Origin of the sequence: Bradyrhizobium niftali (assembly GCF_004571025.1) — a bacterium.
Classification (GTDB): domain Bacteria; phylum Pseudomonadota; class Alphaproteobacteria; order Rhizobiales; family Xanthobacteraceae; genus Bradyrhizobium; species Bradyrhizobium niftali.
This window is the reverse complement of the sequence record NZ_SPQT01000009.1, coordinates 134,650-150,438: the sequence shown is the minus strand read 5'-3', so window position 1 is coordinate 150,438 and position 15,789 is coordinate 134,650. Positions and strand designations below refer to the sequence as shown.

Here is a 15,789-nt window from a genome sequence, read left to right as displayed (position 1 = left end):
CGAACGTGCGCCATGGCCGACCTCAACGCCATCCTCACCAGGCTCAACGACCGCCTGCTCCGCCTCGAAGGCGAGCTGTTCGTGCTGCGCTCGCTGGCCCGCGCGACGCTGACCGCGGGCGACGACCATGCCGAGCGCATGCGCAAGCTGGTCGAGGCCGCCAAGGTCGCGCTCGACGACGAGGCGCTGAGGCCCCTGGACAAGCCGACACGGAAGTATGTCGAGGCCGCGAGCGCCATGGTCGACGAACTGCTGGTCGAACCGACCAAGGCCCGGCCATGGTTCACGGTGATCGACGGCGGGAAGCGCTCCTAGGCGCGCTAAAGCGCCGCAGGATTCGCCGCCTTCAGCCGGCTGAGGCCCGCCTCGATGATCGCGATCTCCTCGTCGATCTGGCTGATCGGCAGGCTGAAATCATAGCCGGACCTGCTCTTCAGATCGACCGCGAGCCGTTGCCTGTGCATCATCAGCTGGTCGAGGCCGCGCCGGTTCTTCAGTCGGACATAGATGTCGACGATCTGCTCAATCGCGCTCGGCATGAAATCGGTCCCGGCGAAAAGGCCCGCGCGGCGCACCCACGCCGGCGGGACATTTTCGGTGTCGCGGTACGCAATACAAATCCGCGACGGATTCGTCGATACGCCAGGCTGGTTGAGAACGTATTACCGTCAGACGATTTCTCGATCGCCGAGCATGAAAAGGCCGCTGGCGATGAGACCAGCGGCCAAAGCCGGGTTCGAAAATGGATGCGGGTTGAAATGTCGCCAGCCCCGGTATGACCACTCTAACGGCGGGATCGATTCCTTCTGTTCGAAATGAAACACAGGAACCGTCTCATCCATCACTTCCGGCCGACCGTGGCCGTACGGCAACGCTGGTCGGTAACGCAGAAATAGGTCCGCGGCACTTTGCGATCGGCGCTGTAGCGGTCATACGGCCGGCAGGCCGTAGCCGCGGAACGGCCGGCCGCGCAATCGTGCAATTCATCGTGTCCCGCGCCCGGCGCATTGTTGATAACCAGCGCAAATGGCCCGCGGGTGGTGACACGGCGCCCTGACGTGTTATCGGGGGTATGACGCAGTTGCGAGACAGATCGGACACCCATGCGCATTACCCTCGTCGGCTCCCGCCATTTCGGCGTAACCACCCTGAACATGCTCCGGGAGCACAGCGTGTCGATCGCGCGGGTCGTGGTGGCCGATGCCGAGGACCGCCTCGCCGCGACCGCCAGGGCGGCCGGCATCGAGGTGGTGGTGCAGGCCAATCCGAAGCTGGTGGTCGCCTCCGAGATCGCGCCCGACACCGATTTGATCATCACCGCTCACAGCCATGCCCGGATCGGAAAGGACGCGCTCGCGGCGGCCAGGTTCGGCGGGATCGGCTATCACCCCTCGCTGCTGCCCCGTCACCGCGGCAAGGCCGCCGTGGAATGGACCATCAAGGAAGGCGATCCGATCGCCGGCGGCACGATCTATCATCTCGCCGACCGCATGGACGCCGGCGCCATCGCCGCGCAGGAATGGTGCTTCGTCAGGAAGGGCGAGACCGCCCGCGAGCTCTGGGAGCGCGCGCTCGCCCCGCTCGGGCTCAAATTGCTGGCCGACGTGATCGATTACGTCAAAGTCCACAAGGCGTTGCCGGCCAAGGTTCAGGACGAGCAGTTCGCGACCTCCGCACCGAGTCTGTCCTGACGTTTACCCTTAACGTGAAGCCGCATTGATTCTGCTTGAAAAATTGGAGCCAAAAACACAAATAAACCATTGTTTCCACAGGAACAATTTTCGATTTGGCATCGCAACAAATTTCCGTCACATTTCGCCCCAATAAGCGTCAGCATATCAGACAAATTCAAGGACGGAATTCATGCGTTTTGGTCGCATCGCGGCGTTCTGTGCCGCTTCAGTTTTCGCCGGCACCCTCGCCGCATCCGCCTTCGCCCAGACCCCCTATGACGGCAACTGGCAGGTCACCATCGTGACCAAGTCCGGCTCCTGCGAGCCGACTGCGAGCTCGATGCTGACGGTTTCCGACGGCAAGATCACCGCGCCCGGCGCTAACGTTTCCGGCACCATCGGCCGGGAGGGTCTTGTGAAAGTTTCGATCAATGGTGCATATGCCAACGGTCAACTCAGCGGCAACGCCGGATCGGGGAAGTGGAATGGAGCATCTGGAGGCATACCGTGCAGCGGGCGGTGGGAAGCATCGCGCCAATAAACCAATTGAGGCTCGCGCCGGAGGCCGGCGGCTGCTGATCGCGGCCGCCGTTTTGCTTTCGGCAGCGTTCGCGAACACTGAAAGCAAGGCTCAGTCCGGCCCGTTTGCCCCGCTCGCGGGCAGCTGGAGCGGCGGCGGCACCGTCACCCTCGATGACGGCTCCACCGAACGGATCCGCTGCCGCGCCAAATACACTCCGATCGGGCCTACGATGGAGATGTCGCTGACCTGCGCCAGCGACGCCTACAAGTTCAACCTTGGAGCCAACCTCAGGGCCGAGGGCAGCGCCATCACCGGAAGCTGGAGCGAAGCCAGCCGCAATATCAGCGGCTCGCTCGAGGGCCGCGGCAGCGGCGGGAATTACGAGCTGCTCGTCAGCGCGGCCGGCTTCAACGCCAACCTCGCGATGAGGACGAGCGGCACCAAGCAGACGGTCTCGCTGAGGGCCGACAGCCAGTTCCGCGGCGCCAACATCTCGCTGTCGCGCTAAGCCGATACAGCCACATCACAATCGATCCGACGCCCACGCCGGATCGATTTTTTTATGTGCTCGGAACGAACGCCGTCACCTCGATCTCGACCTTGGCCCGGTCGTCCACGAGGCCTCCGATGTAGAGCAGCGTCGAAGGCGGAAAATTGCGCCCCAGCGTCTCCTTCCAGGCGGCGCCGATGCCGGCACCTGCAGCTTCATATTCGCTGCGGCTGGTCAGGTACCAGGTCAGACGGACGATGTGCTCGGGGCCGGCGCCGGCCTCGCCCAGGAGCTTGATGATCCGCTTCAGCGCAGCCCGACCTGCGCCGCCATGTCAGGGGCGTAGTCGCCCGCCTCGTCGCCGCCGGTCTGTCCGGCCAGCACCACCCAGCGGCCCGGCCCTTCGACCACGACGCCATGGGAAAAGCCGCGCGGTTTTTTCCATTCGGCCGGCTGCAAGATACGCATGAGCTGTTTCTCCCATTTCGCTCGTTGAGCTTCCCTTAGCACGCACCTGCGCATCGCTGCATCCGCAGTTTTGGCCGTTGCAAACCGTATTGATGTCGCGGATACCAGCCTGCCCTCCAACGCCCTTGCCTTCTGCATCCCGCGCCAATGACCACCCCTCCGTCAAAAACGATGGCTGCATTGTGGATGACCGGCTGGCTGTCGCTGACGCTGGTGATGGCGGTCGCGGGCCGCGAGGCCGTGCGCGAGATGAACGTCTTCCAGGTCCAGGAGGTCCGCTCGCTGATCGGCCTCTGCTTGCTCTATCCGATGATCCGGCGCGCCGGCGGCTTCGCGACGCTCAAGACCACGCGCCTGCCCCAGCACATCGCACGCAATCTGATCCACTACGTCTCGCAGCTCGGCTGGTTCTTCGCGCTGACGCTGATTCCGATCGGCCAGGTGGTGGCGATCGAGTTCACGATGCCGATCTGGACCGCGATCCTCGCCGCCAGCTTCCTGTCCGAGCGCATGACGTCGTGGAAGATCGCCGCGATCGTGCTCGGCCTCGTCGGCGTGATCGTCATCGTGCGGCCCGCGACCGGCGAGATCAATCAAGGCCAGTTGATCGCGCTCGGCGCGGCGGTCGGCTTCGGCGTGTCCATGGCGCTGGTCAAATCGCTCACCCGCACCGAGAGCGCGCTGGCAGTCCTGTTCTGGATGCTGGTCGTCCAGTCGGTCGCAGGCTTCCTGCCGACGCTCTATGTCTGGGCCTGGCCGCCCACTTATGTCTGGGGTTGGGTGGCGGTGATCTCGGTCTGCGGCACGTTCGCGCATTATTGCCTCGCCAGCGCCATGCGCTACGCGGACGCGACGGTGGTCGTCCCGATGGACTTCCTGCGGGTTCCCCTCACCGCCGCCGCCGGCTGGCTGCTGTATTCAGAGCGGCTCGACGGCTGGACCGTGCTCGGGGCGGCGCTGATCCTGTTCGGCAACCTCCTGAATCTGAAACCGGCGCCCCCGGCTCCGGCCCGCGCGCCGTGAACCTGCGGGCTGCCTCGCGCGACAAAAACAAAGTGGCCGAGAGTGATCTGGATCACGTTGGAAGGGGGCTTCCATCGTGCACATTCGGCCGCGAAGCAATGGGTTGGGCGAACCGTCGTTTCGCTAGCGCGAAGCCGGGCGTTTTCGTGTAGGTTCGCCGCCAATTTGTTGCTGCCTGCAATTCGATTCTGGGGATTTCAGATGCGCTATCTCACCTTCATCGCCGCGCTGATGTGCATGGCACTGTCGGTCAGTGCCGCGAAGGCCGACCGCCGTGTTGCTTTCGTCGTCGGCAACGGCTCCTACAAGAACGTCGCGCAATTGCCGAACCCGCCGATCGACGCCAAGACGATGGCCGCGACGCTGCGCAATGTCGGCTTCGATGTGATCGAAGGGTCCAATCTCAGCCGCGACCAGATGACGGAAAAGCTGCTCGACTTCGGCCGCAAGGCGCAGGGCTCCGACATCGCATTGTTCTACTATGCCGGTCACGGCATCGCCGTCGGCGGCACCAACTACCTGCTGCCGGTTGACGCCGACATCAAGTCGGAGATGGATGTCAAGCTGGGCGCTGCCATCAACATCGACCTGACACTCGAGCAGACCATGGGCGATGCCAAGGTCAAGCTCGTCTTCCTCGATGCCTGCCGCGACAATCCGTTCGCCGCCAAGATCAAGTCGAACTCCGCGACCCGCAGCGTCAACGTGCAGAGCGGCCTTGCCGAGATGAAGTCCGGCGAAGGCACGCTGATCGCGTTCGCAACCGGCCCCGGTCAGACCGCGCTCGACGGCCAGGAGGGCAACAACAGCCCGTTCACCCGCGCGCTGATCGACAACATCACCAAGCCCGGCATCGAGATCCAGCAGGCGATGACGTCGGTCCGCGCCCAGGTAAATGAAGAGACCCACAAGGGCCAGCTTCCCTGGGGCCACACCAACCTGATCGGCGCCGTCTATCTCAACCAGGCTCCGACGAACCAGGTCGCCACTGCCGCCCCGACCGCTTCCGGCAGCGTGCCGGCGGCGACGGCCGGCAGCTCCGATGGTGTCGAGCTCGAATACTGGCGCTCGGTGAAGGAATCCAACAAGCCGGAAGAGCTCAACGCCTATCTCTCCGCCTATCCGAACGGCCAGTTCAAGGCGCTGGCGCTGGCGCGGCTTGCGGCGATCAAGAGTGGACCGTCGACGACGACCCGCACGCTCAACGCAGGCGTCGATCCCGCCACCTTCACCGACGATGCCAGCCAGCTCACCGAGGATCAGATCGGCCTCGACAAGAACCAGCGCCGCGACGTGCAGCGTCGTCTCTCCGGGCTCGGCTTCGATACCAAGCAGACCGGCGTCTTCAGCGACGAAACCCGGTCGGTGCTCAAGCGCTGGCAGGCAGCGCGCGGCTATCCCTCGTCCGGCTACCTCAACAAGCTTCAGCACAAGGCGCTGCTCTCGGAGGTCGTGGCTGGCCCGCCGACCGCGAGCGACAACAGCCAGAAGGCGGCACGGCGCGCCGCCAGCGCCCCCGCAGCCAGCACCGCGCCGGCACCAGCTCCCCAACGCAACAACGCCGGCGATGCAGCCGGCGCGGCCTTCGTCGGCGGCGTCGTCGGCGGCATGATGGGCGGCATGTTCCGCCGCTGAGGCGAGATCAGACCCCGAATACAAAAGCCCGGCTCGCGCCGGGCTTTTTCCTGCCGGTCTAGTAATCCTGGGTGAACCAGGGCACGAGCGTCCGGATACGCGGCATCGCCTGCGTCGTAATGCTCGTCCGAGCCATCTCTGCGATGCGCGGCGCCAGTGACGAGAGATCTCCCCGGCGGGTCACCAGAAGCACTTCACGAAAAAATCCAGGGCCCGGCAGGGGGAGCGCGCTGACCTGGGCAGCGTGAGCGAGCCCCTGCAACAGACAGAGCGGCGTGGTGATCGCCACGCCCATACCGGTCGCGACCATCGCGACCAGGCTGTCCGAGGTGTCAAACTCAAAGGCCCGTGGCGGGCGAATCCCCAGGCGGCTCAGATGACGCTCGACCTGAGCGCCTGCATAGGAGCGTTCGCTGTACCGGACCAGGCGATGTCGAGCGAGGATCTCCCGCAGATCAAGGCCGGCAAATTCGGCCTCCATGCCGCGCGGCACCACCAGCAGATTTGGCTCGCGATAGAATGGGAAGCGCTCGACATCATACAGGTCATCCATCGCATCGCATGTGATCGCCGCGTCGATCGTTCGGTGAACCAGCGCCTCGGCATGCGAGTGAGCAAGGCCTGACCAAACGGACAGACTCAGTGCGACCTCGCCCGTCATGAGCTCCTTGACGAGGTGTGCGCCGACCGTGGCGGCATAGGAGTCGATGAGGCCGAGCCTCAGATCGACACGCTCAGGCAGTTTCGCTGCCTCCCGGAGTGCGCCGAGTAATGCGTCAAAGTCACGATTCAGATCGCGAACCCGGCCAGCAAGGATGCGGCCCGCCCGCGTCAGTGTAAGCGGCCTCCGGCTGCGGTTGAAGAACGCGACGCCGAGCGCGGCCTCGGCCCGCCGCACGGCCTGAGAGACCGCTGATTGCGTCATCCCGAACTGACGGGACGCCTGAAGCATGCTGCCGGACTCCGCGACGGCAGCGACAATCTGCAAGCTTCGCAAGTCTGGAATGGGTGGCGTCATATCCATAGCTTAAGCAGAAGTCATATTAACATGCAAATTGACTTCATTATATGAATTATCCTTGTAGGAGAGCCGCATCCGAAAGCAGACTTCGGATCGTCCTAACAATTAAGCAGTTCCCGATCGATGAGCGAGAAAGCGGATATTCTGGTGATCGGCCTCGGTGCCATGGGCAGCGCGGCCCTCTATCAACTGGCCAAGCGAGGGGTAAAGGCGGTCGGCCTCGATCGCTTCGCCCCGCCCCACACGATGGGATCCAGCCACGGCGAAACCCGCATCACCCGGCAGGCGGTCGGTGAAGGCCGCGATTACGTACCCCTGGTGCTGGATACCCACCGGATCTGGCGTGAGCTGGAAGCCGAGACGTCCGCCGAGCTCCTCACCTCATGCGGCCTCGTCGTCATGGCGCCCGGTGTCGGCGAGACGTCGCACCACGGCAAGCCGGACTTCGTCGCACGTTCGATTGGAGCCGCGCGTGACTTCGGCATCGCGCATGAAGTGCTCGACGGGCGAGAGGTGGCTCATCGCTTCCCGCAATTCCTGAACCTCGAGGGCAACGAGAAGGCCTATTACGAACCCGGCGGAGGATACGTTTTTCCGGAGCGCTGCATCAAGGCGCAACTGACGCGCGCGGAGCAGCTCGGCGCAACGATACGCACGGGAGTCGAGGTTCTCTCGATCGTGCAGAGAGGCTCCGCCGTTCGGGTGGAAACGTCTTCAGGCACATTCGAGGCGGAACAGGTGGTGGTGTCGGCAGGCGGCTGGAATGCCCACCTGCTCGGCGCGCCGTTCGATCGCGTGCTTACGGTCAAGCGACAGGTGCTGCATTGGTACGAGCTCGACGATACCAGCGCGTATCGCGCCAACGCCCCTGTGTTCATCTGGATGCACGGCGCGACGGATGTCGACTACCTCTACGGCTTTCCGCCATTGCCTGGCGATGGTCGCCTCAAAGTCGCGACCGAGCAGTACGAGACCAACACGACGGCCGACACCATCGACCGCACAGTCGATCCTGCGGAATCGGCTGAAATGTACCGGAAGCACGTGGCGGGGCGGCTCGCCGGCGCCACACCGCGCGTCGCGCAGGCGGCTGCCTGCATCTACACGGTGACGCCCGATCGGGGCTTCATCATCGACCGCCATCCCGACCAGGACAGAATTTGCGTCGTCTCGGCGTGCTCGGGCCACGGCTTCAAGCACTCCGCAGGTATCGGCAATGTCGTGGCCGGGATGGTGACCGACGGTCGAAGCGCGATCGACCTCAGCCCATTCTCCATCTCCCGCTTTTCGTGACGTTTGGCACGAGCCTTGTATCTTGAAAAAGCACGCGCAACGCGCGTCGTGATTTAAATCCTGGAGGCTTCATCCGATGAGAGACATTGTCCGTTCCATGATGACAGGAGTCGCGGCGCTGCTGATGCTTGGCAGTGCCCAAGCAGCCGATGGCGTCGATGCCATCAAGCAGCGCGGCACGTTGAACGTCGGCGTCAAGGCTGACTACAAGCCCTTCGGCTTCCGCGATCCCACCGGAAACGTGGTCGGCATCGAGCCGGATCTCGCCGCAGACATTGCCAAGCGCCTCGGCGTCAAGCTCGAGCTCGTTCCGGTCGCGGCGTCCAACAGAATCGAGTTTCTTCAGCAGGGAAAGGTTGATCTGCTGATCGCGACCATGTCGGACAGGCCGGAACGCCGCCGCGTCGTTCAAGCCATCGAGCCTCTGTATTATTCCGACTATGTGAACATACTTCTCAACAAGAAGGCCGGCATCAAGGACTGGGCCGAGCTCAAGGGAAAGCCCGTATGTGCAACGTCGGGGGCCTGGTACAACAAGGACGTTGCCAAATCCTACGGCCCCGAGATCGTTGCGTTTGACGGCTCGGAGAAGCCTCTGTTCGCCATGAAGCAGGGCAATTGCATCGGCTATGTCTATGATCAGACCTTTCTGCAAGGCAAGTTGCTGGAGGATGAGTGGAAGACGGACTACGACTTGCCCCTGAAAGGTGTTCTGCCTTCACCGTGGATGATCGCCGTTGCGCTCGAGAATACCAGCCTTCAGAAGCTGCTCGAAGATACGACAAAGGACTGGATGAAGACGGGCTTCATCGTGGCTGCGGAAAAGAAGTGGGGCATTACGCCGACCGAGTATTCACTCCTCATGCACGAGCAGTACAAGGACAAATAGACGCGTGAAGCGGAGCGCCGGATCCATCTCGCGCTCCGAAGAGGTCAAGCCAATGCACTGATCCGAGGTGATTGCCTCAACAATTCGGTGTCGCGCAAATGCAGGCAATCGGCAACTGGTTTCAGCGCCTCTATGAATCGACGGGGCTGAATTTCTCCGTATTCTACGATGCGTACGACTGGGATCGTTATCTCGGCGGACTGAAGATGACGCTGTTTCTGAGCGTCACGACCATCATGCTGAGCCTGGTCATCGGCGCGGCAGGTGCCTTGATGCAGGGTAGCCCGTCCAGATTGTTGCGGCTGGCCGTCAATATTTTCGTCGTGGTCTTCCGCAACACGCCACCGCTGGTCCAGATCTTCTTTTTCTATTTCGGGCTCGGCACCATGCTTCCGGCCGTCGAGACGGCGGGCATGCGCGTTCCACTGCTGAGCAACGTTCAGTGGGCCATCATTTCGCTGTCACTGTTTGCCGCCGCCTTCAACGTGGAGATCTTCCGCTCCGGCATCGAGGCCGTGCCGAGGACGACCGTGGAAGCCGCCGAGGCGCTGGGATACACGCGCTTCAAGGCCTACATCCACATCGTTCTTCCGCTGGCCATTCGCGTCTGCCTTCCCGCACTGAACAACAACCTCGTCAACCTGCTCAAGACGACCACGCTTGCCTACGCGATCGCCGTTCCCGAGACGCTGTATGCGGTCAAGCAGATCTGGTCGGAATCACAGAACGTTTTCGAAATGATGGTCGTGTTGCTTGCGACCTATGGCATCCTCGTAGGCGTCCTCGTCTGGTTGATGCATCGCTGGGAGCGGGCAATGCGCATTCCGGGGTATGCACGATGAAGACCGCCGAGCCCGTGCACAGGCTTGCCGTCCTTCTGCCGTATCGTCTCGCGCCGACCCGGATGTCCGTTCGGATCAGCCCGCTATCCGCCGCGATCCTCTGCTTCTGCGCCGTGATGGCTGCGTCCACGGCATGGGCGCAGACCGCACCGACGATGCTGTCCCCGCTTCAGGTCATCGTGAAATGGTCGCCGCTCCTGCTGCGAGGGTTCGCGTTCAACATCCTGATCTCCTTGCTCGCCATGCTGCTGGGCACCGTCGCCGGTCTCGGCCTGGGTCTGGCCCTGTTGTCACAGTACCGGTTGCTCGCCACCGCCAGCTGGTTCGTGACTCAATTCTTCCGCAACGCGCCCTGGCTGGTGCTGCTGTTCTTCGTCATGTTTCTGGTGCCCTTCCAGATCACCATCTTCAACACGACCGTCCCTTTGCCCGACTGGATCAAGGCAACCGTGGGCTTCGCCCTGCCCGTCATGGCGAACGTCGCCGAGGTCGTACGCGGAGCCGTGCGGTCCGTTCCGTCGACGCAATGGGAGGCGGCTGAATCGCTGTCATTCACGCGACGCCAGACCATGTGGCTGATTATGCTGCCGCAATGCATCAAGCGAATGCTGCCGCCCTGGATGAACATCTATGCCCTTGTCGCGATGGCGACGGTGCTTGCATCGATCGTGGGCGTCTCGGAAATGCTGACGCTGACGGCGCAGGTGCATGCTGCCGAAGGCGGCAGACCGGAACTGTTCGCGCCGCTCTACGGCTTCGCACTGCTGTGCTTCTTTCTCTATTGTTATCCGATCAACCTCTGGACCGCTCGTCTTGAGCGTCGATTCCGCGTGCGCTGAGGGAGTAGAGCATGGTCGCGACCTGGACTCCGGATCAGCCCATCGTTCAATGCGTCGAAGTCAGAAAATCGTTCGGCGCTCTCGAGGTTCTGAAAGGCATCAGCCTGTCGGTGAGGAAGGGCGAGGTGATCTGCATCATCGGCCCGTCGGGATCGGGTAAGTCCACGCTGATCCGCTGTATCAATGCCCTCCAGCCGATCTCGTCCGGCAGCATTCAGATCGAAGGCATCGAGGTCACCGATCCCAGGCTCGACAAGCTGGCGCTTCGGCGCAAGGTCGGAATGGTATTTCAGCAGTACAACCTGTTCCCGCACAAGACGGCGCTCCAGAACGTGATGATGGCGCCGATCCATGTTCTCGGCCAGAAACGTGCCGAGGTCGAAGCGCGCGCCCGAGCGCTGCTCGCCAAGGTGCGGCTCGCAGGAAAGGAGGACAGCTATCCTGGCGAACTCTCTGGCGGACAGCAGCAGCGCGTGGCCATCGCCCGTTCACTGGCGATGCGGCCGGACATCATGCTGTTCGACGAAGTCACGGCCGCCCTCGACCCGGAAACCGTCAAGGAGGTTCTGGTGACCATCCGAGAGCTTGCCGAGGATGGAATGACGTGCCTCCTCGTCACCCATGAAATGAACTTCGCACGAGAGGTCGCCGATCACGTCTACTTCACCGATCGCGGTGTGATCGTCGAGCACGGGCCGCCGGAAACATTGTTTACGGCGGCCAAGGACGAGCGCACGCAGCGGTTTCTGTCCCAGGTCCTCTGAGCTGGCTGCGCGGATCCTGGGCGCATCGGCCTTCGCACGACCAACCGGATCCGGCGGTAGCCTACTTGCCCGCCGCCTTCCGCAGCGCCTCGTTGATGCGGTCCTGCCAGCCGGGGCCACCCTCCTGGAAGAACTCCAGCACGTCCTGGTCGATGCGCAGCGTGACCTGCTCCTTGACCCCCGGCGCCACGTTCTGCTTCGGCGGCGCCGCGGCGACCTTGGCCGTCACCTTCTTGAATGCCGCCTCGGCCTCGGTCCTGGCGTCGCCAAGCGTGCGCGGCCGCCTCGGTAGATCCGCCATGTCCTAGATTCCCTCAAACAGAGCCGTCGAAAGATACCGCTCGGAGAAGGACGGCACCACCGCCAGAATGGTTTTTCCCGCAGCTTCCGGCCGCCTGCCGATCTGGAGCGCGGCGGCGATCGCAGCGCCCGAGGAGATGCCGCCTGGAATGCCCTCGTGCCGCGCCAAGGCGCGCGAGAGCTCGATCGCCGTGGTCGAGTTGATCTTGACGATCTCGTCGATCACGGAGCGGTCGAGGATATCAGGGACGAAGCCCGCGCCGATGCCCTGGATCTTGTGCGGCGTATGCTGGCCGCCTGACAGCACCGGACTTTCCTCCGGCTCGACCGCCACCACCCGCAAGGAGGGCTTGCGCGGCTTGAGCACCTGGCCGACGCCGGTGATCGTGCCGCCGGTGCCGACCCCGGCGACGAAGACATCGATGTTGCCGCCGGTGTCGTTCCAGATCTCCTCGGCGGTGGTGCGGCGGTGCACCTCGGGATTGGCGAGGTTCTTGAACTGCTGCGGCATCACCGAGTTCGGCGTCGTCTTCACAAGCTCCTCGGCGGCGGCGATCGCGCCCTTCATGCCTTGCGCGGCCGGCGTCAGCACCAGTTCGGCGCCGAGAAAGGCCAGCATCTTGCGCCGTTCGATCGACATGGATTCCGGCATCACCAGCTTGAGCCGGTACCCGCGCGAGGCGGCGACGAAGGCGAGTGCGATGCCGGTATTGCCGGAGGTCGGCTCGATCAGCACGGTATCCGGCTTGACGATCCCGGCCTTCTCCATGGCGATGATCATGGCCGCGCCGATGCGGTCCTTCACGCTCGCGGCCGGATTGAAATATTCAAGTTTTGCCAAAATCGTCGCGTTCACCCCGTGCATGCCCGGCAGCCGGCGCAATCGCACGATCGGCGTGTCGCCAAAAGCGTCGACAATCGAATCATAGATCCGGCCGCGGCCGGGTTGGTGCGTTGCACCCGCGGTGGACGATGCGTCCATGATGAACTCCCTGTGACGACAATTGGCGCGCTGATCGCAGCTCTTACGCAGTTAGAGACAGCTTGCGGCGACACGCAAGCAGCAATGCGGCACATGTTAAATACGCTGCATCGCAAAATCACGTGAGCTACAAATATCAGAAAACCAACGCTTTTGTGTTGCGACCTCGTCAAGTGATTCTGCTTATGTTAGACTTACGTCTTAAAGCAGGGAGGTCACCACGATGTCAGCAGTTGCTGAAGTGTTGTCGACCGTCGCGCAGACTCGCGATCCGCGTTGCAGTGAGTTGCCCACCTGTCCGGTCTGCGCCGACTCCATGGTCGCCGCCGAAGCATCCGCCTACGTCTCGGACCACATGATCAGCTATCTCTGGACCTGCGACAATTGCGGCTACGGCTTCGTGACCAAGCATGCCGTCAAGCACCGGATCGTGTGCAACTGATCCTCAGTCGACCTGGCGCGGGGCGATGTCGCCCCTCGCCCAATCCTCGCGCGTACGCTGATAGAACTCGTCGAACGTTCCGTGTGCGATCGCGTCCCTGATGCCCTGCATCAGGGCCTGGTAGTAGGCGATATTGATCTCGGACAGCAGCATTGCCCCCAGCGTCTCGCCCGCCTTGACGAGATGATGCAGGTAGGCGCGCGCGTAGCTGCGCGTCGACGGCCATGAGCTTTCCTCGTCGAGCGGACGCGGATCGTCGGCATGGCGCGCGTTGCGCAGATTCACCTGACCGAAGCGGGTGAAGGCAACGCCGTGCCGGCCGTTCCGCGTCGGCATCACGCAATCGAACATGTCGATGCCGCGCTTCACGGCTTCGAGGATGTCGTCGGGCGTGCCGACGCCCATCAGATAGCGCGGCCGCTCTGTCGGCAGCATCGGTGCGGTCTCGTCGATCATCGCCAGCATCACCGCCTGCGGCTCGCCGACGGCGAGGCCGCCGATCGCATAGCCGTGAAAGCCGATCGCGACGAGCCCTTGCGCGCTCGCATGACGAAGCTGCGGCACATCGCCACCCTGCACGATGCCGAACAGCATGTAACCGTCCGGCGCGCTCTCGAAGGCGCGCTTGCTGCGCTCGGCCCAGCGCAGCGACAATTGCATCGCGCGCTCGATATCGGCGTGCTCGGCGGGCAGCCGCACGCATTCGTCCATCTGCATGGCGATGTCGGAGCCGAGGAAACGCTGCACCTCGATCGAGCGCTCCGGCGACAGCTCGACCTTGGCGCCGTCGATATGCGAACGGAAGGTGACGGCGTGCTCGCTGACCTTGCGCAGATCCGCCAGCGACATCACCTGGAAGCCGCCGGAATCCGTCAGCATCGGTCCGTTCCAGCCGGTGAACCGCTGCAAGCCGCCGAGCGCCGCGATCCGCTCGGCGCCGGGGCGCAGCATCAGATGATAGGTGTTGCCGAGCACGATGTCGGCGCCGGCATCGCGCACCTCGCGCCAGTGCATGCCCTTCATGGCGCCGGCGGTGCCGACGGGCATGAAGGCCGGCGTCCGCACCACGCCATGCGGCGTGGTCAGGCGCCCGGTGCGCGCCGCGCCATCGGTGGCGAGCAGTTCGAAATGATTGGGAAGAGCTGCGTCAGGACGATTCATGGCGGTGCTTATTGCGTGTCGGAGAAGGCCGATCAACCCGCAGGACCGCACTTCGGCCGGCCTGTGCCTCAGACTGGGACACAAATGGCCCCCGCTATCGTCTCCGCCACCTTGTTAAACAAAACGATACCGTATAGTTTTAGCGTGGGGGCTGGACGAGATGCCGCGGCGAGTTTGCCGGCGGCGGTAGATGTGTGATCGCCAGCCACCGACGATGCCCTTCCCTTCATATTCGACTGAAATGTCCGTGCCTTCACATGGCCGGGGCAGGCAGACAGGCGCCCGCCTGATCGGCTTCCTGGTCCTCGCCTGCAGCCTGGCGCTCGGCGCCTGCACCTCCCTGCCCCGTACGCCCTATACCGCCGCCGAGGCCAGCACGTCGCGCGTGCTCGATATCGACGGCCTGCGGCGTTACGCCGACGACCCCGTCACGAAGTTCAGCTTCGAGAAGGACAACAGCAACGCGGCGAAGTCCTATCTGGCGCTCTCCGGCGGCGGTGCGGATGGCGCCTATGGCGTCGGCGTGCTCAACGGCTGGACCGCGGCCAGAACCCGTCCCACCTTCTCGGTCGTCTCGGGCGTGAGCACCGGCGGCCTGATCGCGCCCTTTGCGTTTCTCGGCTCGCAATATGACGACACGTTGAAGGAGGTCTACACCAGCGGCATCGCGGAGAGCCTCCTGAGCGATCCCAGCATCATACGCGTGCTGTTCGGATCCGGCCTGTTCGGCAATACACGCCTGCGCGAGCTCGTCGCCCGCTATGTCGGGCCGGAGATCATGGCACAAGTCGCGCGCGAAAACGCCAAGGGCCGACGGCTGCTGATCGTGACGACCGACCTGGACACCCAGCGGACCGCGATCTGGAACATGGGCAAGATCGCGGAGGTCGGCACGCCCGAGGCGCTCAAACTGTTTCGCGACGTGATGGCGGCCTCCGCCAGCATTCCCCTGGTGTTTCCACCGATCATGATCGACGCCGAAGGCCAGGGCCGCAGGTTTCAGGAGATGCACGTCGACGGCGGCGTGACCGCCCCGGTGCTGACGCTGCCGGAAGCCTTGCTGTTCCAGGGCAGCCGCCTGCCGGGCAGCGCGAAGATGGACATCTACATCCTCGTCAACAAGAAGATCGAACGCAACTTCGAGCTCGTGTCCAACAGCACTGTCGATGTCGCCTCGCGCAGCCTGTCGGCAATCACGCAGTCGCAGACCCGCTCGATCATCTTCTCGACCTATGATTTCGCCAGGCGCAACCACCTCGGCTTCCATCTCTCCTACATCGCGCGCGACTACCCCGCACCGCCCTCGGAAGGATTCGACACCGCCTATATGCGGGCGCTGTATCAGTACGGATATGAGAAGGCGGCCGCAGGCCAGGCCTGGACTTCGGCGCTGCCATGAGACCCCGGTGGCGGAACGAGGTCGGATCGAGACCGTTGACGATAC

The 15,789-nt window shown here is 63.4% G+C and carries 19 protein-coding genes and 1 pseudogene; 13 read left to right on the top strand and 7 right to left on the bottom strand.

Features of this window, described 5'->3' with window-relative positions; translation table 11 throughout:
- Positions 1–12 precede the first annotated feature (12 nt).
- Entirely contained in the window at positions 13–315 is a 303-nt protein-coding gene (locus E4K65_RS18115) for a hypothetical protein (RefSeq protein ID WP_135175327.1), read from the top strand.
- Positions 316–320: 5 nt separating this feature from the next.
- On the opposite strand, the gene E4K65_RS18110 is transcribed toward E4K65_RS18115, so the two are convergent.
- Together E4K65_RS18110 and E4K65_RS47315 are read right to left on the bottom strand one after the other, a co-directional pair.
- On the bottom strand, positions 321–539 hold the full coding sequence (locus E4K65_RS18110; protein WP_135175326.1) for a hypothetical protein: 219 nt from the start codon (positions 537–539) through the stop codon (positions 321–323).
- A 129-nt stretch (positions 540–668) separates the two neighbouring features.
- Positions 669–842, bottom strand: a complete 174-nt coding sequence (locus E4K65_RS47315) for a hypothetical protein (protein ID WP_167770911.1) — start codon at positions 840–842, stop codon at positions 669–671.
- 261 nt (positions 843–1,103) lie between these two features.
- On the opposite strand from E4K65_RS47315, the gene E4K65_RS18105 reads away from it, so the two are divergent.
- The 3 genes from E4K65_RS18105 to E4K65_RS18095 all read left to right on the top strand — a co-directional run bounded on the left by E4K65_RS18105 (position 1,104) and on the right by E4K65_RS18095 (position 2,704).
- Entirely contained in the window at positions 1,104–1,691 is a 588-nt protein-coding gene (locus tag E4K65_RS18105; RefSeq protein ID WP_135175325.1) for a formyltransferase family protein, read from the top strand.
- Between the two features lie 172 nt (positions 1,692–1,863).
- On the top strand, positions 1,864–2,214 hold the full coding sequence (locus tag E4K65_RS18100) for a hypothetical protein (protein WP_135175324.1): 351 nt from the start codon (positions 1,864–1,866) through the stop codon (positions 2,212–2,214).
- Positions 2,159–2,704, top strand: a complete 546-nt coding sequence (locus E4K65_RS18095) for a hypothetical protein (RefSeq protein WP_167770910.1) — start codon at positions 2,159–2,161, stop codon at positions 2,702–2,704. The genes E4K65_RS18100 and E4K65_RS18095 overlap by 56 nt, the downstream gene beginning before the upstream one ends.
- 52 nt (positions 2,705–2,756) lie before the next feature.
- Here the strand turns inward: E4K65_RS18095 and E4K65_RS18090 are convergent.
- Positions 2,757–3,154, bottom strand: a pseudogene (locus tag E4K65_RS18090) (RidA family protein).
- A 147-nt stretch (positions 3,155–3,301) separates the two neighbouring features.
- Here E4K65_RS18090 and E4K65_RS18085 point away from each other — a divergent pair.
- A complete protein-coding gene (locus E4K65_RS18085) occupies positions 3,302–4,177 on the top strand; it encodes a DMT family transporter (protein WP_135175322.1) in 876 nt (291 codons plus the stop codon).
- A gap of 201 nt (positions 4,178–4,378) precedes the next feature.
- On the top strand, positions 4,379–5,812 hold the full coding sequence (locus tag E4K65_RS18080) for a caspase family protein (RefSeq protein ID WP_167770909.1): 1,434 nt from the start codon (positions 4,379–4,381) through the stop codon (positions 5,810–5,812).
- A 58-nt stretch (positions 5,813–5,870) separates the two neighbouring features.
- On the opposite strand, the gene E4K65_RS18075 is transcribed toward E4K65_RS18080, so the two are convergent.
- Positions 5,871–6,830 carry a LysR family transcriptional regulator gene (locus E4K65_RS18075; RefSeq protein ID WP_135175320.1) on the bottom strand — a complete coding sequence of 320 codons (960 nt, stop codon included), beginning with the start codon at positions 6,828–6,830 and terminating at the stop codon, positions 5,871–5,873.
- A gap of 126 nt (positions 6,831–6,956) precedes the next feature.
- On the opposite strand from E4K65_RS18075, the gene solA reads away from it, so the two are divergent.
- From solA to E4K65_RS18050, 5 genes are all read left to right on the top strand, one after another.
- Positions 6,957–8,126 carry an N-methyl-L-tryptophan oxidase gene (solA, locus tag E4K65_RS18070; protein WP_135175319.1) on the top strand — a complete coding sequence of 390 codons (1,170 nt, stop codon included), beginning with the start codon at positions 6,957–6,959 and terminating at the stop codon, positions 8,124–8,126.
- Positions 8,127–8,202: 76 nt separating this feature from the next.
- Complete coding sequence (locus E4K65_RS18065; RefSeq protein WP_135175318.1) at positions 8,203–9,015, top strand: transporter substrate-binding domain-containing protein; 813 nt, start codon at positions 8,203–8,205, stop codon at positions 9,013–9,015.
- Positions 9,016–9,113: 98 nt separating this feature from the next.
- Complete coding sequence (locus tag E4K65_RS18060; RefSeq protein WP_135175317.1) at positions 9,114–9,857, top strand: amino acid ABC transporter permease; 744 nt, start codon at positions 9,114–9,116, stop codon at positions 9,855–9,857.
- On the top strand, positions 9,854–10,696 hold the full coding sequence (locus tag E4K65_RS18055; RefSeq protein ID WP_135175316.1) for an amino acid ABC transporter permease: 843 nt from the start codon (positions 9,854–9,856) through the stop codon (positions 10,694–10,696). The genes E4K65_RS18060 and E4K65_RS18055 overlap by 4 nt, the downstream gene beginning before the upstream one ends.
- An 11-nt stretch (positions 10,697–10,707) precedes the next feature.
- Positions 10,708–11,460 carry an amino acid ABC transporter ATP-binding protein gene (locus E4K65_RS18050; protein ID WP_135175315.1) on the top strand — a complete coding sequence of 251 codons (753 nt, stop codon included), beginning with the start codon at positions 10,708–10,710 and terminating at the stop codon, positions 11,458–11,460.
- A gap of 61 nt (positions 11,461–11,521) precedes the next feature.
- On the opposite strand, the gene E4K65_RS18045 is transcribed toward E4K65_RS18050, so the two are convergent.
- Positions 11,522–11,761: a BrnA antitoxin family protein gene (locus E4K65_RS18045; RefSeq protein ID WP_092181501.1), complete on the bottom strand. Its 240-nt coding sequence runs from the start codon at positions 11,759–11,761 to the stop codon at positions 11,522–11,524.
- 3 nt (positions 11,762–11,764) lie between these two features.
- Positions 11,765–12,742 carry a cysteine synthase A gene (cysK, locus tag E4K65_RS18040; protein WP_135175314.1) on the bottom strand — a complete coding sequence of 326 codons (978 nt, stop codon included), beginning with the start codon at positions 12,740–12,742 and terminating at the stop codon, positions 11,765–11,767.
- A 223-nt stretch (positions 12,743–12,965) separates the two neighbouring features.
- Between cysK and E4K65_RS18035 the strand changes: the two genes are divergently transcribed.
- Positions 12,966–13,184 carry a hypothetical protein gene (locus E4K65_RS18035; RefSeq protein WP_135175313.1) on the top strand — a complete coding sequence of 73 codons (219 nt, stop codon included), beginning with the start codon at positions 12,966–12,968 and terminating at the stop codon, positions 13,182–13,184.
- Between the two features lie 3 nt (positions 13,185–13,187).
- Here E4K65_RS18035 and tgt read toward each other — a convergent pair whose 3' ends face one another.
- Entirely contained in the window at positions 13,188–14,345 is a 1,158-nt protein-coding gene (tgt, locus tag E4K65_RS18030; protein WP_135175312.1) for a tRNA guanosine(34) transglycosylase Tgt, read from the bottom strand.
- Positions 14,346–14,586: 241 nt separating this feature from the next.
- On the opposite strand from tgt, the gene E4K65_RS18025 reads away from it, so the two are divergent.
- Complete coding sequence (locus E4K65_RS18025) at positions 14,587–15,744, top strand: patatin-like phospholipase family protein (protein ID WP_167770908.1); 1,158 nt, start codon at positions 14,587–14,589, stop codon at positions 15,742–15,744.
- Positions 15,745–15,789: the final 45 nt, after the last annotated feature.